Source organism: Desulfosporosinus burensis, from assembly GCF_054657535.1.
Window position 1 is genome coordinate 181,914 of record NZ_BAAHYN010000012.1, and the last position, 25,952, is coordinate 207,865.

The following is a 25,952-nucleotide window of genomic DNA, read 5'->3' on the forward strand; positions in this document are numbered from 1 at the left end:
GGAAGTGTCTTAGCATCCTACGGCGATAAGTGTTCGTTGTGGGTTAGCGCCTTCGGCGATACTCTATCCTTCGCCGCGAAGTGTTCCTTTAGGGATCAGCGGCTTCGGCGATACTCTCCACTGGAGACTATCGTTGTCGATTTGTCTAAAACGCAAAACCTCTGGGCTTTATAGTCGAATGCTATGCCGTCCTGGCGCATTCGACACTAGGCACGTCCTGTGCCGTCGCATGTGCGCCGCTCCTTGCCATCCTTGGCACCGCGGCATCAGTCCATCCATGGACAAGTCTCGTTGCGTTTTTTAACGCCACATCGACTGCGCTCATTGACGCGATTCCACTAATCGTGTTCTCTAAGCTAAGAAACTTCCTCTGGCTTGGGTCGACGGGGGTTAGAACGGTAGGGACGTGCAAGTTATGCAAGTAAGGGGCGGTTCGACTTGACTTGCATAGGATCGGTGCTGTTTGCGTTATAACGCAAAGACGCTTGCTGGACATAATTATAACATGAGACAGTCCTCTGTCTGAAGTTAATCTTTAAAGGATTATTGGTGGGATATATGGCAATAGAAAGAGTCTTTCACGATTAATATATAAATGGTGAAAGGCTCTCAGTATTTATGTATTTACAGTGAATCATGGGGATGTGGCATGCCGGACGAGTTTTGCTATACCCCTACTTTTTCGAGTATTCAAGTTTACCGTTTATAAAAGTATAGAGGACTTTTGAATTTAGGTTAAAGGGTTCTCCGCTGAATACAACTAGATCTGCATCGTAACCTGGACTAATTTCACCAACCTTATCACTACAGCCCAATATTTCTGCCGGATGAGAGGTTAACAAACTGAGAGCGTCTGCCTGATTTAGACCCTCTGCGATGGTCAAGGCAGCGATTGTTCGTAATTGATCAATAGAGTTATAAGGATGATCTGTAATAAGTGCTACTCTCACGCCCGCTTCAACTAAATTGATGGCAGTCTTATAGTTCCGACTCTTTAGTTCCATTTTTATTCTAGGGGTTAACATGGGACCAAATGCGACGGGAATCTCCCGTTCCTTGAGATACTCTTTCACTAAATCCGCTTCAGTACCGTGTTCTATCACAAGTTTACTGATTTTGAATTCTTCCGCAATGCGTATAGCTGTAATAATATCGTCAGCCCGATGAGCATGTGCCCGTAAGGGGATTAGCCCTTTGAGAACTGGGATTACAGACTCTAGACGAATATCTCGGTACTTAAGTTTACCCAGTTCTTTTAAACCCATGTAATCCTCAGTTTTCATGAACAATTCCCTAATCAAGGAAGCAGTACCCATTCTTGTAACTGGACATTTACTATCTATTCCATACGTGCTGATTGGATTTTCACCAAGGGCGACTTTTAAGCCAACCGGGTTCTTTAAAATCATCTTATCAAGGATATTCCCGGCGGTCTTGATGGCTAAAGATAAACCACCGACCGCATTATTACTGCCTGGGCCGGTCATAACGCTTGTAATCCCTGACTTAACGGCATCTTGAAAGGCTATATCTAAAGGATTAACTGCATCGATACCTCTTAAATGGGGTGTTACGGCGTCTGATGTTTCGTTATTGTCAACGCCTATTTTCCCTGTACCTTCTTCGATTATTCCTAAATGAGTGTGGCAATCAATAAATCCCGGCAAGACATAATGTTCTTTCATATCCATAATTTCATCACAACAATCGGAAAAGAGGGTGTCTGAAATACTAGAAAATTTCCCAGACTGGATTAATATATCCTTTTTTTCTGTTTCGCCTTTAATTTGAAAGACAAGACAATTCTTCAGAAGTAACGATTCCAATGAATTCCCCCCCTTTTTCTGCCGACAAAGTTAGTTTGCTCAGCTTAGTCAAGTTTGGTATGTCTATCTTGAGATAAACAGTAAAACATATGCTACTCTAGGAAACATGCTCATAAAATTACCTTTTGGACCTATAGACGGGGTCAAAAAATTATTAGGGAGATCTCATTGATTGAGATCCCCCTGATTGAATTTAGTTACTAGATTTAATCATAGATTTAGAACAGTTTCAGCATTATGTAATCCATTAGAATTCGGCGATTTACATAAGCATCATACCAGCCCTTATTTGCCATGAAGTTACTAGCCTTCTCATTCCTATTAAGAGCATCCTCGAGATGATTACGCAGTAATTGTCTAACCTCTGTTGAGGATGATTCAGTCAATGCCAGAGTTATCAATTATTATAGTTACCAATCAATTCAATTACTATCCATCGACAAAACGACCTTGTTCTGGTACGGCGATTTCATCAAAATGGTTCCAGAGCATGTCTAAATTATTATCTCTGCTCAGATCATATATATGCCCTTTCTAAAGAGGAAACTTTCGTGTAAAATACAAAGGTGTTATGTTCATGTTCAGACTTGACAAATTCCGAGTATTTTTATAAGATATAAGCAATATAAATAAGAGATTCAAAGAATATAGAATTTAACTTGCGGAAAAGAGGTGAGGGTGTTGAAACTCTCGACCAAAGGGCGATATGGTGTCAAAGCCATGTTTGATTTAGCTCAACATGTGGGTGAGGGCCCAACTTCTTTGAAAAGCATTGCAGAGAGACAAGGCATTTCCGAGCATTATCTAGAGCAACTGATTTCAGGTTTGCGTAAAGCAGGGCTTGTCAAGAGTATTCGCGGCGCTCAAGGTGGTTACTTACTGGGAAGAGAACCCGAAAAAATAAGAATTGGAGATATTATTCGCGTCCTAGAAGGGCCCATTGCGCCATCAGATTGTGTATCAGAAGAGGCCCCGGAAATGTGTTCCAAAGCTGAATTTTGTGTTACACGAACAATTTGGGAAAAGGTAAGAGACTCCATCGCGGATGTTCTTGATTCGATCACTCTGGAAACGATGCTCGAAGATGCTAAAAAGATTGAAACGGAGCGGAGCTTATATATGTACTATATTTAAAGCAACGCTTCACACGCTAGAATTACGATAAAGGGAGTGAACCCCGTCATGCGAGTTTATTTAGACCACAGTGCAACCACTCCGGTTGATCCAGAAGTGGCTGCCTTGATGATGACTTATTACACTGAGAAATATGGCAATCCGTCTAGTGTTCACGGTTTTGGTAGGGAGGCTAAACAAGCCTTAGAGCAAGCAAGAAGCCAAGTCGCAGAGCTCATAGGTGCTACCCCTAAAGAGGTTACCTTTACTAGTGGTGGGACTGAAGCGGACAACCTTGCAATTTTAGGCACTGCTGAAGCACTCCGCAAAAAAGGGAAACACATTATTACTTCTTGTATCGAACACCACGCTGTTCTTGAAACCTGTGAATACTTAGAAAAAAATGGCTTTGATCTAACAGTTATACCTGTAAACGAAGAGGGAATTCTCTCAGTCGACGAGGTTAGAAAGGCAATTCGCCCGGATACGATTTTAATCAGCGTGATGCATGCCAATAATGAAGTGGGATCAATCCAGCCAATTGCTGAACTTGGTAAACTGGCCAAGGAACATGGTATAACGTTTCACGTGGATGCAGTTCAATCGTTAGGCAAGATTCCTATTAACGTGGATGAGATGAATGTAGACCTATTGACTGTTTCCAGTCACAAGATTTATGGTCCCAAGGGAGTAGGGGCTTTATATATTCGAAAAGGGGTACGGGTTGTACCTATGGCTCATGGGGGGGGGCAAGAAAAGAGGCGTCGAGCCGGAACAGAGAATACCCCCGGAATCATAGGGTTTGGCAAAGCTTGCGAGCTGGCTGGGCAACGAATGGCGGACGACACTAAGCATCAATCGAAACTGCGCGATAAACTCATGAATGGAATCCTAGAGCGCATCGAATACGTAAAAGTCAATGGACCGCTTGGAGATAAACGCTTACCCAATAATGTGAATGTCAGTATTCGTTATGTCGAAGGAGAGTCCTTGTTATTATCACTTGACATGTTGGGAATCGCCGCCTCAAGCGGCTCCGCTTGTACGTCAGGGTCATTAGATCCTTCCCACGTGCTCCTGGCTATGGGGCTGGTCCATGAGATTGCTCACGGCTCCCTGCGCTTTACCTTAGGACGTCAAAACACGGAAGCGGAAATTGATTATCTGCTTGAACAATTACCGAAAATTGTAGAGCGTTTGCGTATGATGTCGCCGCTGTACGATCAGGTTATTCATAAGCAAAAAGCACAATAAGGAGTGACGGGAAAATGTATACAGAAAAGGTAATGGATCATTTCAATAATCCTCGTAATGTTGGCGAAATGGAAAATCCAGATGGCGTCGGTGAAGTAGGAAACGCTAAATGTGGAGATATTATGCGTATCTATTTAGATATTGAGGGAGACATTATTAAGGACGTCAAGTTTAAAACCTTTGGCTGTGGTGCTGCCGTTGCCACAAGTAGTATGGTTACTGAAATGGTCAAGGGGATGACGATTGACGAAGCGATGGTAATTTCCAATGCGGCTGTTGCTGAGGCTTTAGGAGGGCTACCTGAAACGAAAATGCATTGTTCCAATCTGGCAGCTGATGCGCTCCATAAAGCGATTGGGAATTATCGCGATAAACAACAAACGAAGGAATAGATGATAATTATGGCTCTGACAACGAAACCAAAAGTGGTTGTAGGTATGAGCGGCGGTGTGGATAGTTCCATGGCCGCCGCTTTACTTAAAGAAGAAGGATACGATGTGATCGGGGTTACGTTACAAATTTGGGAATCAGCGGGCCCGGAGACAGAATGGGGCTGTTGCTCTAACTCAGCGATTGATGACGCCAGGCGGGTGGCCTTTATCCTGGGAATTCCCCATTATGTCATGAATTTCCGTTCGTATTTCGAGGAGACTGTGGTGGATTACTTCACACAGTCTTATTTGTATGGAGAAACTCCAAACCCATGTTTAGCCTGTAATAAGTATGTAAAATTTGGGGAGCTACTCCGTAAGGCACGTGGGCTGGGGGCTGAGTTCATCGCCACCGGACATTATGCTCAAGTGTTACGAGATCCGGGAAGTGAACGATTTCTTTTAAGTAAGAGCGCAGATCAGCGCAAAGATCAAACCTATGCACTGTATATGTTGACCCAAGAACAGTTGGAGCACACCCTTTTCCCTTTGGCAGGCTACAAAAAAGAACAGGTTCGAGAAATGGCTAGAGAACGTGGTTTAGGGGTGGCTAATAAAGCAGAAAGCCAAGAGATCTGTTTTGTGCCCAATGATGATTATGCCTCATTTGTTCGAGAGCGTATCAAGGTTCCCATTAAGGCAGGTTATTTTGTAGACCTTGCAGGAAATAAGTTAGGTAAGCACGAGGGGATTCTTCACTTCACGGTGGGGCAGCGCAAAGGGCTTGGGGTTACCTTTGGTAAACCGATGTTTGTAGTGGGGTTGAATCCTGAAAGTAATGAGGTTGTTTTGGGGGAGGATCCGGATGTATATACTGATACGCTCTGGGCGATCGAGCCAAACTGGATATCGATTCCGGATCTAAAGGAACCTCTGAAGGTCAAAGCTAAAATTCGTTATAACTCCATAGGGGCTGACGCGACTCTTTATCCTGCTGAGATGGGGGCAGACTATGATCTAAAGGTTTGTTTTGATGAACCACAACGTGCTGTAACCCCTGGACAAGCAGTGGTCTTTTATCAGGGGGATTTAGTCGTTGGAGGGGGAAAAATTATTTCCGATCCTCGAGGACAAATGCGAGGCTCGAAGTTCGAGGATCGAGGTTCGAACGTTTAGACCTTGCCATCCATGGCTACAGAGACACTTGGCCATCCATGGCCGGCGCATGCATAAAGTTTAGGATTGTCGGGCAGAGTATAGATAGTACTTTTTGGCGAGGTGGAAGTAAACATGCGACGCACTCGAGAGATTGTCGGACTACCTGTTTTGGATCTGAAAAGCGGGGACTCGATTGGTTGGGTACATGATTTGGTCCTCGACAATGACAAAGATGAGGTTGTAGGAATTCTCTTAGAGGGCGGACACTTCTTCCAGTCCGCAAAAGGCATTCCGCGAAAGGCCATCATAACGGTCGGGAAGGATGCTTTGACCGTCAATAAAAAAACAGTTGAAGTACTTAAGGGGACACGATGGTCTGATAAAGTGGGTAATGAAGTCTATACCCAAGGTGGAGAGGCTAGAGGCACGATCGAAGATGTTTTTCTCGATGATTCCGTAGAAAGAATGGTAGGATTTGAAGTTTCAGACGGGCTCTTCGCTGACCTACTTCATGGCAGGGGAACGATTCTTAGACCCCATGTTATGATGGATGGAAAAGACATATTGATCGTTGATAATCAAGTATCCCCCTTGGATCAAGCGAATGAAGGGGGTATACTATCATGAATTGTCCAGTTTGCGGTGGACGAGCTATTGGTAAAGTGGGAGTAGAGCAGTTCTATTGTTGGGATTGCTGCGTTGAATTTACTACTCAAACAGACAAAGTGGTTATTTATGATCTAGCGGAAGATGGTTCTCTCGTTGCTTGGGATGATCCAGCCCTAGACTCGGGTGTTTCCTGTGCCGCTATAGAGTAATCCATATCAAACAGAGATGGAGAGATGAATAATGAGATCTAAGCAAATGCTAAGCGGTTTCGTTACTGGGAGTGTCGCTTTAGTGGGTGCTCTCGTTTTATCCATGTTTCCTCGACAAAAGAAAAAGCCGATGCTTATGCGACGTGGCATGAATGTTTTGACAAAGGGTAGCCGTATGTTGCTGAAAAAAACTAAACTATTTCATTAAGATTTAGAAATTAAAAGCGCGCATCGCGTGCTTTTTTTTATACTAGTCAGAAAGTATAACTTACGTTATATACTTTCTGGAAGCATGAGTGCAACTAGGCGGCCGCCTTCGCCAAGACTTGGCGCCAGCCAAGTTTTCTTTACTAGTCAGAACCCTATGATACTACGCGGCATTACTGATTAATGAAAAAGGTTCTTTGCAGAAGAAAGCATAAATACAGCTTCTTCAATTTTAATAAGAAGGAGATAAGATGAAGATAAGATGAAGTTTAAGTATTGGAAATGGATTTTTACGGGAACTTGCCTACTCATAGCAATCTTAGTTCTTTTCAAGGTGAGGGCAATTTTAGGTCCGTTTTTTCTTGCTTTTGTCCTTGCTTTTCTTCTTAATCCCTTTGTCGAAGGATTGGAACGCTATAGGATCAGCCGGAACAAATCCATAGCGATTGTTTTTACTTTAATTATGACGATTTTAGCTACTGCAATATTTTTTATCCTGCCGATAATTTACAATGAACTTAATAAATTGGTGGTAGTGCTACCTAAGACAATTCAGTCAATTACAGTCATGATAGAAGGCTTTCGTGAGCAATTTAAGGCGACTGGCTTGCCGAGCCGTGTGGCGCAGGTCTTGGATCAACAATTAGCGCAGAGCGAGATCATAATTGCCGATCGGCTTAACCTTTTCTTAGCTAGTTTACCTAATGTATTGTCCACATTCACTCTTTACATGTTATCCCCGGTTATAGCCATCTATTTCCTTGCTGACTGGAAGGGCCTAGGAAATGGTTTCTTTCGAATTATTCCACAACGCTGGAGGATGGAATGGCGACGGTTGTGGCAAGATATCAACCATGTGATTCGCCAATTTATACGGGGAGACCTAGTCGTCGCCGTGATTGTAGGGATATTAATCGGTATTGGTGTAAAATTAGTGGGGATGGAGTATGCTTTGTTGATTGGTTTGATCTGCGGAGTATTTGATCTGATTCCCTACTTTGGACCAGTAATTGGGGCGGTACCAGCAGTTTTGTTGGCTTTAACGCAGTCACCTGCTATGGCCTTGAAAGTTACTTTAATTATTTTTATCGTACAACAGCTCGAAGGCAATATTATTTCGCCTAAGCTCATGGGTGAAAGTGTAGGACTCCATCCTCTGTGGGTCGTTTTTGCCCTTTTGGCCTGTGGGGAGATTGCCGGCTTCTGGGGCATGTTCTTGGCAGTCCCGTTGGCTGCTGTTATTCGAGTCATCTTGAATCATGTATATTTTAGGTTAGTTTCGACAAAAGTTTAATTTGGTTGACAAATAAGACTTACCCTGTATATACTTTATAAACAATGGGGAATTTGTCAATTGAATTGAAGATTAAAGTTCTTTGAACCGTAGAATATGCAGGGTGATCTCAAAAAAATCTCGTCCCTGATTTATAGGGTGAGGTTATTTTTTTATTGTGCAAGCAAAGTTTAGATTGAATTTCTAAAGGGGTGTTCGTATGTATTCTGGTAATGAATTGAGGGACATGTTTTTAAAGTATTTTGAGGCTAAAGGACATAATATTTTGCCCAGTGCCTCGCTGATTCCCAAAGATGATCCGACGTTGTTATTAACTGTCGCAGGCATGGTTCCTTTTAAACCCTATTTTCAACGCAGGGTAGAACCTCCCTTTCCCAGAGCCACAACTGCTCAAAAATGTGTTCGTACTCCGGATCTGGAAGAGGTAGGGAAAACAGCTCGCCACCATACATATTTCGAGATGTTGGGAAATTTTTCGTTTGGTGACTACTTTAAAAATGAGGCAATTCCCTGGGCTTGGGAGTATATTACCGAGGTGTTGAAAATCCCAGTGGAAAAACTTTGGGTAACTATCTATCCTGAAGATGAAGAAGCCAAAATGATTTGGGAGAAAGCGGGCGTCAAGTCCGAGCGAATCCTAGGAGATCCTGAGAATTTTTGGGCTGCTGGTCCTACAGGGCCTTGTGGACCTTGCTCGGAAATATATGTCGATCTGGGAGAAGCCAGAAGGTGTGACAAACCTGGTTGTGCTATGGGCTGTGATTGCGATCGCTTTTTAGAGATCTGGAATTTAGTCTTCATGCAGTATAATCGCGATGAAGGGGGTGTCTTGACCCCTCTTCCGAAGCAAAACATTGACACAGGTATGGGTTTAGAGCGGATTGCGTCAGTGATGCAAGGGGTTGAGACCAACTTCGATACGGATCTATTCCGTCCCATTATTGACCATGTGGCAACCTTAGCTGGAGTTAAATATAGGGAGAATGCTAAAAATGATCTGGCTTTAAAAGTGGTATCTGACCACGTTCGGGCGGTGTCGTTTATGTTAGCAGATGGGATTCGCCCGAACAATGAAGGTAGAGGGTATGTTCTTCGTCGTATTTTGCGGCGCGCTGTCCGGTATGCTAAACTTTTGGGAATTGACAAACCGTTCTTGGAATCGGCCTTTCAGATTATCCAAAGAGATTACTCTGATGCCTATCCAGAGCTTAAGGAAAATGAGAATTTTATCTTAAATCACTTAAACTTAGAAGAAAAGAACTTCCAAGCAACTTTGGAGCAAGGCACTCAGCTCTTGCAGGAGAAGGTCAAGGCACTTATGAAACAAGGGGAGACGGTTTTAGCCGGACCGGATGCTTTTTATCTCTATGAAACCTATGGCTTTCCGGTAGAGTTGACGGAAGAAATGCTTGAAGAGCAAGGCTTAACCGTTGATATGGGGGCGTTCCAAACTGCGGCTGAGGAGCATCGCCTGAGGGCAAAAGAGCAATCTCAGCAAATGCGCGCTGTGGTTGAAAGCCCACAACTCATGGAAAAAGCCAAACTCTTAGGGCTGACTCCTTTTGTGGGTTATGAGAGGCTTTCAACAACGACTCGAATTGAAGGGTTGTTTGTTGGTGGTGAGGAGAAGCAGGATGCAGGTGAAGGGGAAGAGGTCCTCATCTTCCTTGCTGAGACTCCTTTTTATGCAGAAAGCGGCGGTCAGGTGTCTGATTGGGGAGTGATCCGAACCCCTCGTGCCGAGGCTCGTGTGCTTGAAGTGAAAAAAGGTGTTACTGGGACCCTTTATCACCGTGCTCAGGTAACCACAGGAGTCTTGCACGTTGGGGAAACAGTCGATGCAGAAATTGATCTCGTTGCCCGCCAAGCCACCTCTCGCCATCACAGCGCGACGCACCTGCTTCATTTTGCCCTGCGCTCTGTTTTGGGGGAACATGTCCAGCAAGCGGGGTCTTTAGTTTCTCCAGAACGCCTGCGTTTTGACTTTACCCATTTTTCTCCGCTGACGGCGGAGGGACTTAGAGCAGTTGAGGGTATTATTAATGAAGCAGTGCTGAAAAGCTTGCCGGTAGAAGCCACTGAAATGCTCTTGAATGAGGCTAAACTGAGCGGGGCTACGGCACTTTTTGGAGAGAAATACGGAGAAACAGTTCGAGTTGTTAATATGGGAATGGTCAGTAAAGAACTGTGCGGTGGGACGCATGTTAAAAATACTGGAGAAATTGGGCTGGTGAAAATCCTCAGCGAGGGTGGAATCGGGGCTGGCCTGCGCAGGATTGAGGCTATCACAGGCTTAGAGTCCTTAGCGTATTTCCGTGCTCTTGATGAACAAGTCATGGAAGTTGCCCAAAACCTTAAAGCCCAACCCTTAGAAGTAGGAAAACGCGTCCAAGGGCTGATGACTCAAGTCAAAGACCTTGAACGTGAAATTGGCCAGCTTCAGGCAAAACTCGCCAAAAATGAAGTGGAAGGATTGCTAAAACGGGTTACTGAGATCGAGGGAATTCCGGTCTTAGCCTCTCCGGTGCATGTTTCTGACATGGAAGGCCTTCGTCAAATGGCAGATCTTTTGCGAGCTAAACTCAAGTCTGGAGTCATCGTCTTAGGTGCGGCAAGCGAAGGTAAGGTGAATTTTGTAACGGTTGTAAGCCCTACAGGTTTAAGTGGGTTACATGCCGGACAGATTATAAAAGAAGTCGCTAAAATTACGGGCGGAAGCGGGGGCGGTCGGCCGGACATGGCACAAGCTGGTGGTAAAGATCCTAGTAAACTGGGTGAAGCCATTGATCGTGTACCAACAATAGTAAGAGGATTTCTCAAAAAATAGAGAAGGATCTTTCTTAAACCTAAAACAACCCTTGGCAGTAGGGTAATCAGTGCTAACGAAAGGCGAAAGGGGGACAGGAAATGGATCGAATGGAAGAAACCATGATGTTTAAGGCAGTGGGAGAAGAGGAAGTTTCTGCCCGCGATATTTTGCAGAAGGTGTACGCTGCGTTGCAAGAAAAAGGATATGACCCAATAAATCAGATGGTTGGCTATCTCATGTCTGGCGACCCCGTATATATTACGAGCCACAATCAGGCACGAGCGATGATTCGTAAACTTGAACGCTTTGAGCTGATCGAAGAGCTGGTCAGAACCTACTTGCAAGAAAAGTAATGCTAAAGTTAAACCCTCACTCAACCTGGTGAGGGTTTAACTTTAGCGAGGCGCGAGGTACGAGGCGCGATGCGCGAAACACGCTGAATAAGAGATTAGAAGCGATATATGAAGCTCGGACTTTGGGTCTCGGACTACGGACTTTGGGTCTTGAACTTCGCGCCTCGCGCTTCGAACTTCGCACTTCGCACTGTTTCGAAAGGAGTAAGAGATGCGTCAGGTCAAACTTGGTTTATGGGGATCGGAAGTTTCAGAGGTATGCTTTGGAAGTTTAGCTATATCCCCGTTACAAGGACGTTTGACAGCGGCTGAAGGGGCTAATGTTTTGCGCTATGCCCTTGAACAAGGGGTTAACTGGATTGACACAGCAGAAATCTATAACAATTATGAGCAAATTGCTACGGTCATCAAAGATTACCCTGACGTTCAAATTGTTAGTAAGAGCTACGCAGTGACGGCGGAGGAAATGCGTTTGAGCCTGGAAAAAGCTCGTACTGCTCTTAATCGAGATACTCTCGACTTTTTTCTGCTCCATGAGCAGGAAAGCGCACTTACTCTCAAGGGGCACATTAGGGCTTGGGAAGAACTTCTAAAAGCCAAGGAAAAGGGGATTGTACGCTGGACCGGCCTTTCAACGCATGCCGTGGCAGGAGTCCGGGCTGGGGCCCTCCAGCCCGGACTTGATGTGATCCATCCCATCTTAAATTATCAGGGTCTAGGGATTATCGATGGTAAATTAGACGATATGCTTGATGCAGTTACTTTTGCAGCGGAAATGGGTATTGGGATTTACGCAATGAAAGTTTTCGGGGGCGGGCATTTGACGAATGATCCAGAAAAAGCCGTAGGTTTTATCCAAAGGGTTCCGGGTGTGCAAGCAATAGCCTTGGGTATGTCCAGTCGTGAAGAAGTGGATTATAATTTGCTCTTGGTTTCAGGGCAAGAAATCCCGCAGAAGTTGCGGGAAAAAGTGAAGCGCAGAGAGCGAAACCTTTATGTGGCTGATTGGTGCCAAGGGTGTGGGTTATGTTTGGAAGCATGCCCTCAGAGTGCATTGAGTATTGAAAAAATAGCCGTTGTGGATAATGAAGCGTGTGTGCTTTGTGGGTATTGCGGAAGGGCTTGTCCGCATTTTTGCCTTAAAATCGTTTAGGATTTGGAAGGAAGACCGAGGTGAATTGCTCGAGGGGACTGTGCATGTCGGGGGAGTTGGTGGGCTTCGCTTCGCACACTGTCGTTTGACGCTTAGCTCCGGCTACGCAGCCCCCCCTGCTTGAAGGTCGGACCAAGAGGGTGCTTGGGATGCAAATCGCCTCGGCTCTTGCTTAGATGGGGGACTTGGTGCATATCGCGGGAGAGGCTGGGCCTTATGGCATTTAACTCGATCAGAAGGGAGATGAAAAATGCTTTTTACAATGATAGTCCTTCTAATTTGGGGAATATACGTTTTTATTATGAAGAAAAGATTACAGCATAAGTTTAGATTTTTCGATCCATTGCTACCGTTAATTATACTTAGCGTCATTGCTTCGCTTAGTTTGGGAACAAACTATACTGCAGCGGCAATTCCGAGCCTTAATGATGGAATAGGGATACATAATTTCTTAGCCTATTGGATTATAGGAGAAGATAATTGGAGTATTGCTTTATTTAAAAATTATTTTGAATATTCCCTAGTGGTTAGTATTATTTTACTAATAGTGTATTCAGGGTTAAAAGTTGTAAAGGATTAATATGCCCTGCCGTGGCTCGTTACTATTTAGACTTGGGTATCTGGAGGAAACTATTATGCGAATTATGGGTTTGGATTTTGGGTCGAAGACGATTGGTGTGGCGATGAGTGATGCTTTATTATGGACCGCCCAGGGGGTTAAAACGATTAAGCGTTCCAAGAAGGAAATCGAGGAGTTGCGTGAACTCATTCGCGAGTATGAGGTGATGGAGATTGTCGTAGGTTATCCTAAAAATATGAATGGAACCTTGGGGCCCCGTTGTGCCTTGACAGATGAATTTGCCGAGACTTTACGTTTGGAGTTTGGGCTTCCGGTGGAGTTGTGGGATGAGCGATTAAGCACAGTGGCAGCACAGCGGACTCTTCTGGAAGCGGATGTATCGCGCTCGAAGCGAAAGCTCGTGATTGATAAGATGGCGGCTGTTTTTATCCTCCAGGGTTATCTAGATCGTCGGCAGTCGAGAAATATTCCAGGATGATATTTGACAATCATTACCTACAATAGTACAATGACCATATTCTTTGATAAGAGGTGAAATAAATGTCCGACCAAACACATAACCATGATGAGCATGACGCTGAAGAGTTTGACACAGTCGTTCTCACAGATGATGAGGGAAAAGACCACGAGTTTCTCCATCTCGATACCTTGGAACTTGAAGGCTCGACATACTTCGTTCTGATGCCTATTGCAGACGAAGACAGCGAAGAAGAGGATGCAGATGAGGCCATTATTCTTAAATTAGGCAAAGATGCTGAGGGCAACGAAATGCTCCAAGACATCGAAGACGATGAAGAGTGGGAAAAAGTTGCTGACGCTTGGGAGAACTTAGTTGAATCCGAAGACGACGAAAAAGAATAAACTCTTGTCACTTTGTTTTCATAGCCACAAAGAACCTGTTGAGACGATCTCAGCGGGTTCTTATGTTTTATAAAGAAAATCTCGTGATTTATTACTGAAAAGTTAATAAATCACAAGATAAACGTTAAGCTCTGTGGAAATACTAAGATTGACGAAAGCAGAGGAGTGTGGATTTTGAAGCAAATACGACAAACATGGATGCGGACGTTCTATACAACGTTAGGTCTTCTATCGCTAACGTTCCTATTAATAGGATGTATCCCTTCAAGTCACACCTTAGAGAATGATAGTACTTCGCATAATAAGGTAGGAACCAAAACAAAATCTATTGTTATTTCAAATGGCGTAAAAGTGGATGATTTGGATCTAAGCGGCACCTTAGTATCTGAAGCACCCTCGAAAATAGATGCTTGGGCAAATGACAAGCTGGAAGAAACGCGTGTCCTGTTGTACAATGAAAAAGAGATTCCGATTTCGTTAAAAGACATGGGTATTGAAGTTGATACCCAGAAAATTGTTGAAGAGGCCCAACGTATCCCTGGATTGGCAGTGTCAAGTGTGCTTAAAGTCGATCCTTTAGCTGCTAGTCAGGCGCTTCAGGAAAGGTTGAAGAAATTTAATCGACCGGCAAAAGATGCTTTTTATAAGATCGAAATGGATAATGTGGTTATTCATCCGTCAGAGAGTGGCCGGACAGTGGATGTTGACCGCCTAATAAGGGATATTCTAAAATTCAATCTCAGTGAGGTTCCGTTAAGGATAGACCTTCCGATGGAAGAGGTTCCGGCAACAGTGACGACTGAGTCTATAAAAGCTTTGGCTTTTGATTCAGTTATCGGGGAATTCACGACAAAGTTTTCAGTCAAAGAGGAGAATCGTTCTGCGAATTTAACAGCGGCCGCTAAGGCTTTGGACGGCAAAGTCATTCTTCCGGGGGGAACTTTTTCATTCAACGAGACAGTAGGTCCCCGAGAGCCGGAGACAGGGTATAAAGAGGCCTACGTGATTGTCAATGGGGAATATGTGCAAGGAACCGGAGGCGGCATATGCCAAGTCTCTTCGACGTTATATAATGCCGTGTTACTAAGCAATTTAGAAATTATGGAACGGAAACCCCATGAGGTCGTCGTTAGTTATGTTCCGGCGGGTCAAGATGCAACCGTCAGTTATCCCAATCTTGATTTTAAATTTAAAAATAATTCCCTGAGTATGGTCTATTTGCGGACAGATGTAAAAGCAGGCGTTCTTACTGTTCGGATATGGGGTAAGAAGACGGGATTATCCATCAGTATTGAACGACAAGTGGAGAAGGAACTCAACTATAAGGTAGAGAACCGACTTGACCCCAAACTTTCTGCAGGCCGAGTTGTTCAGGAGCAAAAGGGTTCGAAGGGGATCGTTGTCAACACCTGGAAGGTGACTCGAGACAAGGATGGCAATGAAGGCAAGCAGTTTTTGGGTCGTGACTGGTATGCACCGACGAACCAGATTTTTCGTGTGGGGACTAGAGGTATTTCTGAAACATAGTGGAGAGGGAGTGAGAAATGTCCAGAAAGAAAAAGTCCTTCGGCATCGGCATCTTAAAGTGGGTTATTCTACTTTCCATGGCTGGGGGTTTTGGTTTATTGTCTTGGTGGTCTTGGGCTATAAAGCCCTATTCGTCTACCGACAAAAGTCCAATAATTATTACGATTGCTCCAGGAACAACGGCTGCTCAATTAGCTGGGGAGTTAGAACAGCGTCAGCTGATTCGCAGTGCATGGGCGTTTAGATATTTAGCGCGTGTACGGAACGATGAATTCAGGCTTTATGTTGGGGATTACCAACTAGCTCCGATGATGTCCCCGGATGAAATGATCAATCGATTGATAAGAGGCACAGAATATGTGGACGCTGACCGTGTGACGATCCCTGAAGGGTATACTACAAATCAAATTATTGAACTACTAGTAGAGAAAGGATTCGGGAGTAGAGAAGAGTATACTAAAGTTGTTACGCAAGATGTATTTCCATATGCATTTTTAAAGGATGTGCCAAAGGGAATTCATCGCTTAGAAGGATTTTTGTCTCCTAATACCTATGAGATTGACAAGAAGGCAAGCCCCCATGCTGTGATCGATTTATTACTTGGACAGTTTGAGAAAGAAATCACGCCAGAGGTGCAAAAGCAGCTCAACGCGATGAATTTATCCGTTTCTCAGTGGGTGACCTTGGCTTCCTTGATCGAAAAAGAGGCAGTGAAAGCGGAGGATCGCTCTTTGATTGCTTCAGTGTTACTAAATAGATTGAAGATTAACCAGCCCCTTCAAATTGATGCTACAATTCAGTTTTTGCTTGAGACTCCCAAGCCGAAACTGAATTACAAGGATCTGCAGATTCCCTCTCCGTATAATACATATCTCTACTCAGGATTCCCGCCGGGACCGATTGCCAATCCTGGACACGCCTCTCTGCAAGCGGTATTGTATCCGGCCCAAACGGAGTTTCGATATTATGTGGCGAAAAAAGACGGGTATCATGCGTTTGCTAAAACCTATGCGGAGCATTTAAAGAACGTAAAATTATATCAGTGAAAGTAAGCAAGATGGATTTTGCACGTTCACCCGAAACTCCGTTTATGGGATTCACTTTGCAAAATCCATCTTTGCTTTAAGACACCCACTTCTTGTAAGTGGGTGTTCCATATTCTCTTCGATGGGGGGAGATATCCTACGGGCTACAGTGTTCTTTTGGGGTTGGCCCTTCGGCATTAGTCTCCAGCGGAGACTAATGTCTCCTTCGCCGCGTAGTATTCCTTTTGGGATATGCAGCTCGGCGAAACCCTATCCTACGCCGGTAAGTATTCCTTTAGGGATCGCGGCTTCGGCGATACTCTTCACAGGAGACTATCGTACTGGAAGCTTTCGTCAGAGAAGTCCCGATGCTCGGCTTTACCTGAAGGAGTTCACTTGGATTACTTACTCATGTTGAAGATTTGTTCTACGTCTTTGTCGCCGCGGCCGGATAGATTGACGATTAGGATTTGGTCAGGATTCATGGTAGGGGCGAGCTTAAGGGCATAGGCGACTGCGTGTGCGCTCTCTAGGGCAGGGATGATGCCTTCAGTTCTAGAAAGTCTGTGGAAAGCGTCCAGGGATTCCTGGTCGGTAATGCTCACATACTCGGCACGGCCGATATCTTTCAGGTAGCTGTGTTCAGGTCCTACACCGGGATAGTCTAGGCCAGCTGAGATGGAATGGGTGGCCAGGGGCTCTCCCTGTTCGTCTGCCATGACGTAACATTTAAAACCATGCACGATTCCAGGAGCTCCGGCAGTGAGGGGGGCTGCATGTTTTCCGGTTTCTAAGCCCAGACCAGCTGGCTCGACCCCTATGAGTCTGACGTTTGAATCGGGGATGAAATTAGCAAACATGCCGATGGCGTTGCTTCCACCGCCGACACAAGCCATGACTGCATCGGGAAGTTTCCCCTCGGCTTCCAGGATTTGTTGGCGTGCTTCGCGTGAAATGATCGCTTGGAAGTGTTTGACTAGGGTGGGGAAGGGATGTGGCCCCACAGCTGAACCAAGCATATAAAAGGTCGTTTCATAGTTAACGGCGAAGTCTCCAAGGGCTGCGTCTACAGCATCTTTAAGTGTGCGTGTTCCAGAAGTTACGGAAATCACCTGGGCTCCTAAGAGTTCCATCCGGAAGACATTGAGGGATTGGCGCTTCGTGTCCTCTTCTCCCATATAAATGACGCATTCCATGTCAAAGAGGGCACAGGCCGTTGCTGTGGCTACCCCGTGTTGCCCTGCTCCAGTTTCTGCGATGACTCGTTTGGCTCCCATGCGTTTAGCAAGTAAGGCTTGACCTAGGACGTTGTTAATTTTATGGGCACCGGTATGGTTTAGATCTTCTCGTTTGAAATAGATTTTTGCTCCGCCTAATTGTTTGGAAAGTTTTTCAGCGAAGTAGAGTGGGTTGGGACGGCCAACGTACTGGCGTAGATAGTAGTCTAGTTCCTCATTGAAGGCAGGATCGTCCTTATACGTCTCAAAGGCATCGTCCAATTGATTTAGAGCATCCTGTAATTGAGGTGGGACAAAACTTCCGCCATATTGACCAAAATATCCTTTTTCCATTCCGAATTCCTCCATCACTCATTTAATTTTTGAAACTAAAAAACTTTCCGCCCTAGTAAAGGACGGAAAGTTAATTTCCATTATGCCACCTTTTCGCACAGGTTCCATCAGAACCCATACTTCAGTTCTTAGATACGGAGTAGTCTCGAATCTCTTGCCTATAAAAAACTACAAGCGCCAAGCCTCAGCGAAGGCGTCGTTTAGTTGTTCTTAGACCACCTGAAATTTATACTTTCAACTTTGGTACAAATAAGCAGATGCGGAGAGTCGACCTCTCGATATCCGTGTCTCTGTAACGGGAAACCCCCGGTATCACCTAATGACGCCAAAGCGTGTTCGGATTACGACTCTGAGATCCATTCGGTCTACAGGAAGTGTATCAGACTCTCACCATCTCTGACTCGCTAGAACATTCCTCAAAAGACTTACTAATTCTCATCATTGTCTTGCATGTTAATTTTCTGTATTGTAATATAGCAGAAGAGTTTCGTCAAGGGGTGTTGAGTAAAAGATTTTCGGTGGCTGACTTTTAGCTTATTTGTTTAACAATCATCGAGTGGGGTTGAATTCAATCACTGCCGAGAGTATATTTGTTCATGATAAACTAAACGGATAGGGTACGTATGCACTGCTAACTTGATGTTATTGCTTTTATATCGTATAATTACTTTAAAGACCGCATACAATAATTAAAACCGGGATGGTGCAAACATCCCGGCTATACAACTGGCCGTAGTGTGCGGCTAAATACAGGGTAAAGAGCAAGAGCTCCTTGGGGTGGACTACTTGCTCTTTTGCTTTTCTTTAAGTATGAATACAACTAATGTCGCAAATGCCACGGCAAACATCAATGCTTGGTACGTACTCATAAGCCTCACCCCCTTTCGTAGAGGGATCGGCCGCCCACCCGCCCTATTCAGTTGTATAAGTAAAAGAATATCATATCTTTGACTGAATTACCAAATATTTCTTCATCGTAATACGGAATTGTCGAATCAAAAGGAGTAAAGACTGATTTAACGGAACGCAAGAAGAAACTTTTTGGGTTCCTCTATCTACTTGCGTACCATTAGTTTCTTAATAGCCCGATCAAGCCCCTCCAGAGTTAATTCAAACATCGGATAAATTTCACGCACTATTTTTAGCGTTTGGTATCCGTGAATGCGTTCCCAATACTTCTCTGGAATAGGATTGAGCCAAACGTTATACGGGAACTTCTTAGCTATCCGCTGTAACCAGGTAATTCCGGGTTCTTCATTGCCAAGACCCCAATAGATGTTACCATCACTCATCATCAATTCGCTGGGAGCCATGGCTGCATCCCCAATAATAACCACTCTGTAGTCTGAGCTGAGCGAACTCAGGATGTCCTCAGTTTTAATGGTCTTTCTGGGGTTATTCGAAGCATCTAAATACAGTAGGTCATAGAAGCAGTTATGGAAGTAATAGAACTTCAAATCCTTAAAATGAGAGGCTTTATGAACCGCTGAGAACAATTGGCTACAGATATTGGCATAAGGTGTCATCGAACCACCGACATCCATCAGTACGATAACCTTGACGGAGTTTTTGCGAGGTCTTGTCCAGACCAGTTTTAAGCGTCCGGCATTTTTACAGGTTTCATCAATCGTATCGTCTAAGTCAAGTTGATCTTTGACGCCATCAAGGCGTGTACTGAACTGACGCAGCTTACGTAAAGCAACTTCGAACTGACGTACTCCTAAGGTTTCATCACTGCGATAGTCTCGGTAATTCCGTTCAGATGCCACTTTAACCGCGGACTGCCCGTATGACTCACCCCCGATTCTCACTCCACCAGGATGAAAACCAGAGTGACCGAAGGCTGAGGTTCCGCCCGTACCAATCCAATTACCTCCACCGTGATGAGCGCCATCTTGCGTGCGTAAACGTTCTTCCAAAGCGGCTTTTAAACTCTCCCAATCCGGCAAGCCCAATTTCTTTAACAGCTCGTTGCGTTCTTCTTCAGAGAACATTTTTGGAGGCAAAGGATTTTCCATCCATTTCGAAACCTGATCCAATAATTGTGCTGGGGTTTCTATGCCTTGAAAATACTTTTGAAAGGCAAGATCATATTGGTCAAAATGACTTTCACTTTTAACCAAGACAGCTCTGGCCAAGTAATAAAAACCAGACAGACTAGAGTCAGCTAAGCCAACTGAAAGAGCCTCCATCAAGGTCATCCATTCTGTGATAGAAACGGGAATCCCCTCACGACGTAGTGTATAGAAAAAGTTTGTATACATAGTCTACCAGCCGCGTTTGGCTCGAGACGAATTATCAGTCCCGCGCGTATGAAGTTGCCTTAAGGTCAAATCAAAATCCTGATTCTTCTTTAACAGGGCCCCTAAGAACGGGATTTCCTGAGCAATCTTACTGGGCTCGATACCACCGATCGTCAAGGCTTGAACCCAATCCAGAAGTTCGCTAGTACTCGGTTTTTTCTGTAAACCTGAGATACTACGCAACCAATAGAAGGCTTTTAAAGCTTCAGCCAGTAATTGTTTTTCCAAGTCTGGAAAATGGACATGCACAATCTCTTCCATCATTTTTTGGTCAGGAAAGTCAATATAATGGAAAACACAGCGTCGCAAAAAGGCATCGGGTAGTTCTTTTTCGGCATTGCTCGTTATGATGACGATCGGCCTATGGTTCGTTGTGATGGTTTCGCCCGTTTCCGGTATGTAAAAATTCATGACGTCTAATTCCCAGAGTAAATCATTGGGAAATTCTAAGTCTGCCTTATCGATCTCGTCAATTAAGAGGACAACCCGCTCCGTCGATTCAAAGGCCTCACCTAATTTGCCAAGCTTAATGTATTGTTTAATGTTAGAAACATTCTGCTCTCCAAATTGACTGTCATAGAGGCGCTGGACTGTATCGTAGACATAAAGACCATCCTGAGCTTTGGTGGTCGATTTAATATTCCAGATAATCAAGCGCAGACCAAGTGAACGAGCAATACTTTCCGCTAAGACTGTTTTGCCTGTGCCAGGCTCTCCTTTAATCAAGAGGGGTCTTTTTAAAGCCACTGAGATATTAACGCTGTTCTGAAGATCATTTGAAACAATGTAATCCTCAGTTCCTTGATAAGATAATTGTTCGGTCATTCTATTGGTGCCTCCTCAACGTTTTGAACTTCTTCTAACATAATCATACCACTATTGTATAAGGTTTCCTATTTAGTTAAGAAGATTTACACCGGAGTCCCATGGAGAAATATTAAGGGCATGAGGAATATTATGGCCCATAAATATGGAGATATTACTATTCCAACCGTATGGGAAACCATTAATCATGATGTGCCAGAGTTATGTGAAACAGTATCGTGTTCTCGAGCAACCAGCAGTAGAAGTTGACATTAAGGATGAGGAAAATTGAAACTTTAGGAATAACGGACTCCAAAGAAGGAACCCATACGGGTTCCTTCTTCAACTTGCAACATTTAGAAGTCGCTACAATTAATATTGTCACTTAAGGCTATGATGAGAGATAAAATTTTATTAATATTCCTTTGTTTATGATAAACTACATAAATAAGCCTGATTAAATCGGGCTTAGAGTAAACGTTAGGGGAATCTTCATGAGAAAACCAGAATTGTTAGCACCTGCGGGAGATTGGGAAAAGTTAAAATACGCTCTGGCATATGGAGCGGATGCAGTCTATATGGGCGGTCAGGTGTTTGGCCTTCGGGCTTATGCAGGGAATTTCAGCTTAGAGGAAATGGAGAAAGCGGTTCGCTGGACACATGGGTTGGGCAAGAAACTCTATGTGACGGTGAATATATTTGCTCATGAACCTGATTTTGAGGAACTTCCGGCTTATCTAAAGCAATTGGAAGGGCTGAGAGTGGACGGAGCTATTGTCTCTGATCCGGGCATCATTGCGATGGCTCAGGAGGTGGCTCCGGGCTTGCCTCTGCATTTAAGCACCCAAGCGAATAGTACGAATTCCTATGCAGTTCGATTCTGGCTGAAACAAGGGATCGAACGAGTCGTGCTCGCTCGGGAACTAATGCTTGAGGAACTACGGGATGTTCGTACCAAGGTTGAGGGCGGGCTAGAGATCTTTATCCATGGAGCGATGTGTATGTCCTATTCTGGACGGTGTTTACTGAGTAATTATTTAACCGGGCGAGATGCCAACCGGGGCGAGTGTACCCAGCCCTGTCGCTGGGGATATAGTCTGGTGGAGGAAAAGCGACCGGAGCAAAGGTTCCCTATTGAGGAAGATGAACGCGGGACTTATGTCTTTAACTCGCATGATTTATGTCTTTTGCCACATCTACCCTTGTTAAAGCCGATTGACCTGAACAGCTTCAAGATTGAGGGGCGGATGAAAAGCGTTCAATATGTTGCCAGTACTGTTAAAGTCTATCGTGAAGCAATCGATACGCTGTGGGATCAAGGGGAGGAAGCATTTCAAGAAAAGCTCCCTCAGTGGTTAGAAGAGATGGATAAAGTCAGTCACCGAGACTATTCACCAGGTTTTCTGTTCGGTAAACCTGGGGCAAAATCGCATAATTTAGAGTCCTCCCATTATGTCCGGGATTATGATTTCGTCGGGGTGAGGTTTTCTGACGATGAACCTGAGGACGATGAACCTGAGGGCGACGCTACAGACTCTACAGATAGTTACACGGCATGGATCGAGCAACGGAACAACTTTAAGCTCGGAGAGGTGTTGGAAGTTTTAACTCCGCAGGGAATTCCCTGGTCATTTGAAGTCAAGGAGATGTGGGATGACGAGGGAATTCCGATCGAAGTCGCTCGCCATGCCCAACAAAAGATCAAAATGACGGTACCTGAGAGGATCCACCCGTATAGTATTTTGCGTCGGGCGAAAACTGACAAAAAGTAGGTTGAATTAAGGGGGACGAGTGCATGAATTCTTTGCCCATCGCCAAGAGAGAACTCTCAGCAAGTTCTCAATTTGCGAATGCTGATGTTATTGTTAAAGCCCGCTTAGAACGCGTGGAAATGCAAATATTAGATAAACTTGTCGAGGGATTAGGTTATCTTGGTATAGTAACGACGACAAATAAAGCATTAGGGGAAGTTATGATTTGAAACATTCGTTGGATTTCTTCTCTAGAAGTGACTTTGCGTTTATCGGCACCACTTATAACCCAGAAGGCCCCAGTATTATCTTGATAAGGCTTGTTGAACCCTGGATCAATAGTCACTATAAGCACGATGCCTTCTGGTAAGGCTATGTTGTCTGTATTCTCAAGCGTTTACGCTCAAAAGTTGAGGTGCCTTGTTGTGTGCACGAGCTTAACGATCGTTTACCGGTAATAAAGAAGGTTCTATCAAGTAGCATTTTGCTGCGATAAAACGAAAAATTTGCTTGGATGTAAGGGAGAATCGCTGATGAATGTTTTAGAAGTACAGAATACCCCCCCAGGGAACTCTGTGTATGCGGATGCTGACCTTATCATCAAAGCGCGCATAGACCGCTCAGAAATCCAAATGCTATGCAAATTGGTTGAGGGTTTAGGTCATCTTGGCATTGTCACCACGACGAACAAAGCACTGGGAGAGGTTATGATCCAAACGACGAAGGATTGTTGGCCAGAGTTGAAGAGTGTGATAGAAAAGATGCCGATTGAGATAGAATTTATCTGATGCTCTAGAGAAGGAACCCCGCGTTTTTAGAATATAAAGGAGCAGTCGTAGCAATTGTACACGCTGACAATAGTGTAGTCGTATATGGCTGTGACGAAGCAGGGAAGCTGATGGCAGGGTTACAAATGACTATACAATTATAATGTTGTAATTGGCTAGGATTCAGAATCCATAAATATTCCAAATTATCTTGACACGGTACGGTACGTTCTTGTAAAATTTTATCAAGAAACTAATTGAATAGAAATTTTTATTGGGTTAATGACATAGAGACAGAAAAGAGGAGTGATTCTATATGCCATTACCGCAAGACAACAAAATAAATACCTATGCGGATTATTTAACGTGGCCGGAAAATGAAAGATGGGAGATCATTGATGGAGTACCCTATATGCAGGCTGCCCCAACCTGGCAACATCAAGCATTATCGGCGGCATTACTATCACAGTTTTACAATTACCTAGCCGGGAAGTCTTGTCAAGTGTTTGCGTCTCCTTTCGATTTGAGGCTACCCGAGGGGAACGAAAAGGACGAAGAAACCACATTTGTTGTACAGCCGGACATTATTGTTGTATGTGACAAAAAGGGTCTAAAAGGAACGGGCTACTTTGGAACGCCGACCCTTGTAATAGAAATATCCTCCCCTTCAACAACGAGAAATGATAAGATTTGGAAGTTCAACAAATATGAAAAAGCTGGTGTTAAAGAATATTGGATAGTAGAAACGGACGCTAAATTTGTCACTGTATTTACTTTACAGCCGAATTATAGATATGGCCGTCCGGAATCATATACGGAAACAGATAAAATAAAAGTTTCTGTTTTTCCAGACTTTGTAGTAGATTTAAAGCCGGTATTCGAAGGTATTTGATTCATAAGATATCGAAATCAAGCTTTTGGACAGAATCCCTGCCTATATACTCAGAAGCGGAGGTTAAGATCGACCGGAGGAAATCTTCCTCTCGTGGATTGTTTAGTTATTTGTCCTTCACTGGAACACTGGGGTCAGACCCCAAAGAAAAGATGGGAGGTTGATTATCATGTTACCCAAAGAAAAACTCCAAGATGAACTAAATCGAATATCGCAGTCAATGACTGTTGAGGAATTAGAAAAAGCTATTAAACTCCTTCAATCCTTACTAGGTCATCAAACTTGGGAGGATGCTCTTGCAAATCCTCGTTATGATGATGAGCCTTGGACAGAAGAGGATGAAGAAGCCGTTAGGGAAGCAAAAGAGGCTATTTCAATAGGGGAAGTATCTGATTGGGAAGATGCGAAGAGGGAGTTGGGTTTGGTTGAAGGTAGTAATTACTAAGCCTGCGCTGAAAGATTTAGCCAAACTTGACAGGACAACACAGAAACAAATATCACTTGTCCTCGACAAGTATATTGCAGGAGAGCAAGTGGATATTTTAAAGTTATCTGGCAAACAATTATATCGTATACGTTCAGGGGACTACCGAATTATTATAGAAAGAGCAGGAGACTATTCCGTAGTAGTATATGCTCTCAGGGTACTTAACCGTAGGGATGCTTATCGTTAGGAGCACAACCAAGGGGTCGTATAGCTAATAAGATTATATTTAAAACGAGTTCAAATGAACTCGCTTTAAATATAATCTTTTGTCTTGTTCCATATCAAAATACTCTTTTCACTCAAATTAACTACCGATTCACTAGAGAGACCGAGGTTAGAACTCCTACAAAATGGCAACATTTTATATGTAGGAGGGATAGATTAATATGATCCGACGAAAAAAAGAGGACGGGTATACCCTAATCGAACTCATGATTGTCATTGCGATAGTGGGGGTTCTGGCATTTCCAGAAGTAGAGCAGGTTAGAACATCTGCGAAACTTACCGGGGTTCAATCAAACTATAGATCAGTAATAACGACAATTTACGGACTGCAAAGCACGGATGATGTAGCCACAAAATTAACGTCTCTTTTTGGCAATTCAGTAAGTCCTAAAGTTGAAGATATGACAAATCCAATTACCAACAAGATGGGGGTGGCAACTGCAGTGGCCCTCACCGATGAACCAACAGCAGCAGTCTATGTATTAGATGCAGTACCATCAGGAGTAGAGCAGTCAGAATATAAAGGAGCAGTCGTAGCAATTGTACAAGCTGACAATAGCATAGTAGTCTATGGCTGTGACGAAGTGGGTAAGCTTATGACAGGGTTGCAAATGACGATACAATTCTGACTAAAATAATGTTCTATAAAGAAATCAAAATTTGAGAATTTACCCTATTGACGATCAGTAATAAAACCGATAATATGAGCATATATGAAAAAATAGTCAATAGGAAAAAGGCCCCAAGTGAATAGGCCGAAGGTCCTAAATGTAGTGTTGAGAAAGGGAAAAAGTACACAAAGG

Annotated in this window: 28 protein-coding genes and 1 pseudogene; 24 read left to right on the plus strand and 5 right to left on the minus strand. The window is 44.0% G+C overall.

Annotated elements, in window-relative coordinates:
* Positions 1 to 674: 674 nt before the first annotated feature.
* Positions 675 to 1,826, minus strand: coding sequence for an amidohydrolase (locus tag ACYQ3Q_RS20660; RefSeq protein ID WP_459930380.1), 1,152 nt, complete (start codon positions 1,824 to 1,826; stop codon positions 675 to 677).
* A gap of 218 nt (positions 1,827 to 2,044) precedes the next feature.
* Positions 2,045 to 2,227, minus strand: coding sequence for a spore coat protein (locus tag ACYQ3Q_RS20665; protein WP_459930381.1), 183 nt, complete (start codon positions 2,225 to 2,227; stop codon positions 2,045 to 2,047).
* Positions 2,228 to 2,507: 280 nt separating this feature from the next.
* Between ACYQ3Q_RS20665 and ACYQ3Q_RS20670 the strand changes: the two genes are divergently transcribed.
* The 16 genes from ACYQ3Q_RS20670 to mltG all read left to right on the plus strand — a co-directional run bounded on the left by ACYQ3Q_RS20670 (position 2,508) and on the right by mltG (position 16,370).
* Positions 2,508 to 2,960: an RrF2 family transcriptional regulator gene (locus ACYQ3Q_RS20670; protein WP_459930382.1), complete on the plus strand. Its 453-nt coding sequence runs from the start codon at positions 2,508 to 2,510 to the stop codon at positions 2,958 to 2,960.
* Between the two features lie 48 nt (positions 2,961 to 3,008).
* A complete protein-coding gene (nifS, locus tag ACYQ3Q_RS20675; protein WP_459930383.1) occupies positions 3,009 to 4,193 on the plus strand; it encodes a cysteine desulfurase NifS in 1,185 nt (394 codons plus the stop codon).
* Positions 4,194 to 4,207: 14 nt separating this feature from the next.
* On the plus strand, positions 4,208 to 4,585 hold the full coding sequence (gene nifU / locus ACYQ3Q_RS20680; RefSeq protein WP_459930384.1) for a Fe-S cluster assembly scaffold protein NifU: 378 nt from the start codon (positions 4,208 to 4,210) through the stop codon (positions 4,583 to 4,585).
* A gap of 9 nt (positions 4,586 to 4,594) precedes the next feature.
* Entirely contained in the window at positions 4,595 to 5,740 is a 1,146-nt protein-coding gene (gene mnmA, locus ACYQ3Q_RS20685) for a tRNA 2-thiouridine(34) synthase MnmA (protein ID WP_459930385.1), read from the plus strand.
* 114 nt (positions 5,741 to 5,854) lie between these two features.
* Positions 5,855 to 6,349, plus strand: a complete 495-nt coding sequence (locus tag ACYQ3Q_RS20690; RefSeq protein ID WP_459930386.1) for a PRC-barrel domain-containing protein — start codon at positions 5,855 to 5,857, stop codon at positions 6,347 to 6,349.
* Positions 6,346 to 6,540, plus strand: coding sequence for a hypothetical protein (locus ACYQ3Q_RS20695; protein WP_459930387.1), 195 nt, complete (start codon positions 6,346 to 6,348; stop codon positions 6,538 to 6,540). Before ACYQ3Q_RS20690 ends, ACYQ3Q_RS20695 begins: the two co-directional genes overlap by 4 nt.
* Positions 6,541 to 6,571: 31 nt before the next feature.
* Complete coding sequence (locus ACYQ3Q_RS20700) at positions 6,572 to 6,748, plus strand: hypothetical protein (protein ID WP_459930388.1); 177 nt, start codon at positions 6,572 to 6,574, stop codon at positions 6,746 to 6,748.
* 261 nt (positions 6,749 to 7,009) lie between these two features.
* Positions 7,010 to 8,041, plus strand: coding sequence for an AI-2E family transporter (locus ACYQ3Q_RS20705; protein ID WP_459930389.1), 1,032 nt, complete (start codon positions 7,010 to 7,012; stop codon positions 8,039 to 8,041).
* 199 nt (positions 8,042 to 8,240) lie between these two features.
* Positions 8,241 to 10,868 carry an alanine--tRNA ligase gene (gene alaS / locus ACYQ3Q_RS20710; RefSeq protein ID WP_459930390.1) on the plus strand — a complete coding sequence of 876 codons (2,628 nt, stop codon included), beginning with the start codon at positions 8,241 to 8,243 and terminating at the stop codon, positions 10,866 to 10,868.
* 80 nt (positions 10,869 to 10,948) lie between these two features.
* Positions 10,949 to 11,203 (plus strand): IreB family regulatory phosphoprotein, encoded by a 255-nt coding sequence (locus ACYQ3Q_RS20715; protein WP_459930391.1) that lies wholly within the window; start codon positions 10,949 to 10,951, stop codon positions 11,201 to 11,203.
* Between the two features lie 211 nt (positions 11,204 to 11,414).
* Positions 11,415 to 12,356, plus strand: coding sequence for an aldo/keto reductase (locus tag ACYQ3Q_RS20720; protein WP_459930392.1), 942 nt, complete (start codon positions 11,415 to 11,417; stop codon positions 12,354 to 12,356).
* Positions 12,357 to 12,657: 301 nt separating this feature from the next.
* A complete protein-coding gene (locus ACYQ3Q_RS20725; RefSeq protein WP_459930393.1) occupies positions 12,658 to 12,936 on the plus strand; it encodes a hypothetical protein in 279 nt (92 codons plus the stop codon).
* 55 nt (positions 12,937 to 12,991) lie between these two features.
* Positions 12,992 to 13,414, plus strand: coding sequence for a Holliday junction resolvase RuvX (gene ruvX, locus ACYQ3Q_RS20730; protein WP_459930394.1), 423 nt, complete (start codon positions 12,992 to 12,994; stop codon positions 13,412 to 13,414).
* Positions 13,415 to 13,476: 62 nt separating this feature from the next.
* Positions 13,477 to 13,797: a DUF1292 domain-containing protein gene (locus tag ACYQ3Q_RS20735; RefSeq protein ID WP_459930395.1), complete on the plus strand. Its 321-nt coding sequence runs from the start codon at positions 13,477 to 13,479 to the stop codon at positions 13,795 to 13,797.
* A gap of 165 nt (positions 13,798 to 13,962) precedes the next feature.
* Positions 13,963 to 15,324: a VanW family protein gene (locus ACYQ3Q_RS20740; protein ID WP_459930396.1), complete on the plus strand. Its 1,362-nt coding sequence runs from the start codon at positions 13,963 to 13,965 to the stop codon at positions 15,322 to 15,324.
* 17 nt (positions 15,325 to 15,341) lie between these two features.
* Positions 15,342 to 16,370: an endolytic transglycosylase MltG gene (gene mltG / locus ACYQ3Q_RS20745; RefSeq protein ID WP_459930397.1), complete on the plus strand. Its 1,029-nt coding sequence runs from the start codon at positions 15,342 to 15,344 to the stop codon at positions 16,368 to 16,370.
* Between the two features lie 380 nt (positions 16,371 to 16,750).
* Here the strand turns inward: mltG and trpB are convergent, their stop codons facing one another.
* From trpB to ACYQ3Q_RS20760, 3 genes are all read right to left on the minus strand, one after another.
* Complete coding sequence (trpB, locus tag ACYQ3Q_RS20750; RefSeq protein ID WP_459930398.1) at positions 16,751 to 17,920, minus strand: tryptophan synthase subunit beta; 1,170 nt, start codon at positions 17,918 to 17,920, stop codon at positions 16,751 to 16,753.
* A 1,055-nt stretch (positions 17,921 to 18,975) separates the two neighbouring features.
* Positions 18,976 to 20,184: a vWA domain-containing protein gene (locus ACYQ3Q_RS20755; RefSeq protein WP_459930399.1), complete on the minus strand. Its 1,209-nt coding sequence runs from the start codon at positions 20,182 to 20,184 to the stop codon at positions 18,976 to 18,978.
* Positions 20,185 to 20,187: 3 nt separating this feature from the next.
* Positions 20,188 to 21,048 (minus strand): AAA family ATPase, encoded by an 861-nt coding sequence (locus tag ACYQ3Q_RS20760; RefSeq protein ID WP_034141400.1) that lies wholly within the window; start codon positions 21,046 to 21,048, stop codon positions 20,188 to 20,190.
* 132 nt (positions 21,049 to 21,180) lie between these two features.
* Between ACYQ3Q_RS20760 and ACYQ3Q_RS20765 the strand changes: the two genes are divergently transcribed.
* The 8 genes and pseudogenes from ACYQ3Q_RS20765 (at position 21,181) to ACYQ3Q_RS20800 (ending at position 25,778) form a co-directional block, all read left to right on the plus strand.
* Positions 21,181 to 21,297 carry a ribonuclease HepT family protein gene (locus tag ACYQ3Q_RS20765; protein ID WP_459930435.1) on the plus strand — a complete coding sequence of 39 codons (117 nt, stop codon included), beginning with the start codon at positions 21,181 to 21,183 and terminating at the stop codon, positions 21,295 to 21,297.
* A 224-nt stretch (positions 21,298 to 21,521) separates the two neighbouring features.
* On the plus strand, positions 21,522 to 22,799 hold the full coding sequence (locus ACYQ3Q_RS20770; RefSeq protein ID WP_459930400.1) for a peptidase U32 family protein: 1,278 nt from the start codon (positions 21,522 to 21,524) through the stop codon (positions 22,797 to 22,799).
* A gap of 23 nt (positions 22,800 to 22,822) precedes the next feature.
* Positions 22,823 to 23,005: pseudogene (locus ACYQ3Q_RS20775) on the plus strand (DUF4911 domain-containing protein); the annotation flags it as partial.
* A 306-nt stretch (positions 23,006 to 23,311) separates the two neighbouring features.
* The gene (locus ACYQ3Q_RS20780) at positions 23,312 to 23,566 is read left to right on the plus strand and encodes a DUF4911 domain-containing protein (RefSeq protein WP_459930401.1); all 255 of its coding nucleotides are present in this window, start codon (positions 23,312 to 23,314) and stop codon (positions 23,564 to 23,566) included.
* A 295-nt stretch (positions 23,567 to 23,861) separates the two neighbouring features.
* Positions 23,862 to 24,437, plus strand: coding sequence for a Uma2 family endonuclease (locus tag ACYQ3Q_RS20785; protein WP_459930402.1), 576 nt, complete (start codon positions 23,862 to 23,864; stop codon positions 24,435 to 24,437).
* 169 nt (positions 24,438 to 24,606) lie between these two features.
* On the plus strand, positions 24,607 to 24,882 hold the full coding sequence (locus ACYQ3Q_RS20790; protein ID WP_459930403.1) for a hypothetical protein: 276 nt from the start codon (positions 24,607 to 24,609) through the stop codon (positions 24,880 to 24,882).
* Positions 24,863 to 25,111, plus strand: a complete 249-nt coding sequence (locus ACYQ3Q_RS20795) for a type II toxin-antitoxin system RelE family toxin (RefSeq protein WP_459930404.1) — start codon at positions 24,863 to 24,865, stop codon at positions 25,109 to 25,111. Before ACYQ3Q_RS20790 ends, ACYQ3Q_RS20795 begins: the two co-directional genes overlap by 20 nt.
* A gap of 199 nt (positions 25,112 to 25,310) precedes the next feature.
* On the plus strand, positions 25,311 to 25,778 hold the full coding sequence (locus ACYQ3Q_RS20800; protein ID WP_459930405.1) for a type II secretion system protein: 468 nt from the start codon (positions 25,311 to 25,313) through the stop codon (positions 25,776 to 25,778).
* The last annotated feature ends 174 nt before the right edge of the window (positions 25,779 to 25,952 follow it).

Coding starts and splice junctions, on each gene's coding strand:
- ACYQ3Q_RS20765 (WP_459930435.1), top strand. CDS start 21,181: ATGGCCCATAAATATGGAGATATTACTATTCCAACCGTATGGGAAACC.
- ruvX (WP_459930394.1), top strand. CDS start 12,992: ATGCGAATTATGGGTTTGGATTTTGGGTCGAAGACGATTGGTGTGGCG.
- ACYQ3Q_RS20690 (WP_459930386.1), top strand. CDS start 5,855: ATGCGACGCACTCGAGAGATTGTCGGACTACCTGTTTTGGATCTGAAA.
- alaS (WP_459930390.1), top strand. CDS start 8,241: ATGTATTCTGGTAATGAATTGAGGGACATGTTTTTAAAGTATTTTGAG.
- ACYQ3Q_RS20755 (WP_459930399.1), bottom strand. CDS start 20,184: ATGTATACAAACTTTTTCTATACACTACGTCGTGAGGGGATTCCCGTT.
- ACYQ3Q_RS20720 (WP_459930392.1), top strand. CDS start 11,415: ATGCGTCAGGTCAAACTTGGTTTATGGGGATCGGAAGTTTCAGAGGTA.
- ACYQ3Q_RS20725 (WP_459930393.1), top strand. CDS start 12,658: ATGAAGAAAAGATTACAGCATAAGTTTAGATTTTTCGATCCATTGCTA.
- mltG (WP_459930397.1), top strand. CDS start 15,342: ATGTCCAGAAAGAAAAAGTCCTTCGGCATCGGCATCTTAAAGTGGGTT.
- trpB (WP_459930398.1), bottom strand. CDS start 17,920: ATGGAAAAAGGATATTTTGGTCAATATGGCGGAAGTTTTGTCCCACCT.
- ACYQ3Q_RS20700 (WP_459930388.1), top strand. CDS start 6,572: ATGAGATCTAAGCAAATGCTAAGCGGTTTCGTTACTGGGAGTGTCGCT.
- nifS (WP_459930383.1), top strand. CDS start 3,009: ATGCGAGTTTATTTAGACCACAGTGCAACCACTCCGGTTGATCCAGAA.
- mnmA (WP_459930385.1), top strand. CDS start 4,595: ATGGCTCTGACAACGAAACCAAAAGTGGTTGTAGGTATGAGCGGCGGT.
- ACYQ3Q_RS20735 (WP_459930395.1), top strand. CDS start 13,477: ATGTCCGACCAAACACATAACCATGATGAGCATGACGCTGAAGAGTTT.
- nifU (WP_459930384.1), top strand. CDS start 4,208: ATGTATACAGAAAAGGTAATGGATCATTTCAATAATCCTCGTAATGTT.
- ACYQ3Q_RS20715 (WP_459930391.1), top strand. CDS start 10,949: ATGGATCGAATGGAAGAAACCATGATGTTTAAGGCAGTGGGAGAAGAG.
- ACYQ3Q_RS20790 (WP_459930403.1), top strand. CDS start 24,607: ATGTTACCCAAAGAAAAACTCCAAGATGAACTAAATCGAATATCGCAG.
- ACYQ3Q_RS20780 (WP_459930401.1), top strand. CDS start 23,312: ATGAATGTTTTAGAAGTACAGAATACCCCCCCAGGGAACTCTGTGTAT.
- ACYQ3Q_RS20785 (WP_459930402.1), top strand. CDS start 23,862: ATGCCATTACCGCAAGACAACAAAATAAATACCTATGCGGATTATTTA.
- ACYQ3Q_RS20770 (WP_459930400.1), top strand. CDS start 21,522: ATGAGAAAACCAGAATTGTTAGCACCTGCGGGAGATTGGGAAAAGTTA.
- ACYQ3Q_RS20705 (WP_459930389.1), top strand. CDS start 7,010: ATGAAGTTTAAGTATTGGAAATGGATTTTTACGGGAACTTGCCTACTC.
- ACYQ3Q_RS20760 (WP_034141400.1), bottom strand. CDS start 21,048: ATGACCGAACAATTATCTTATCAAGGAACTGAGGATTACATTGTTTCA.
- ACYQ3Q_RS20800 (WP_459930405.1), top strand. CDS start 25,311: ATGATCCGACGAAAAAAAGAGGACGGGTATACCCTAATCGAACTCATG.
- ACYQ3Q_RS20695 (WP_459930387.1), top strand. CDS start 6,346: ATGAATTGTCCAGTTTGCGGTGGACGAGCTATTGGTAAAGTGGGAGTA.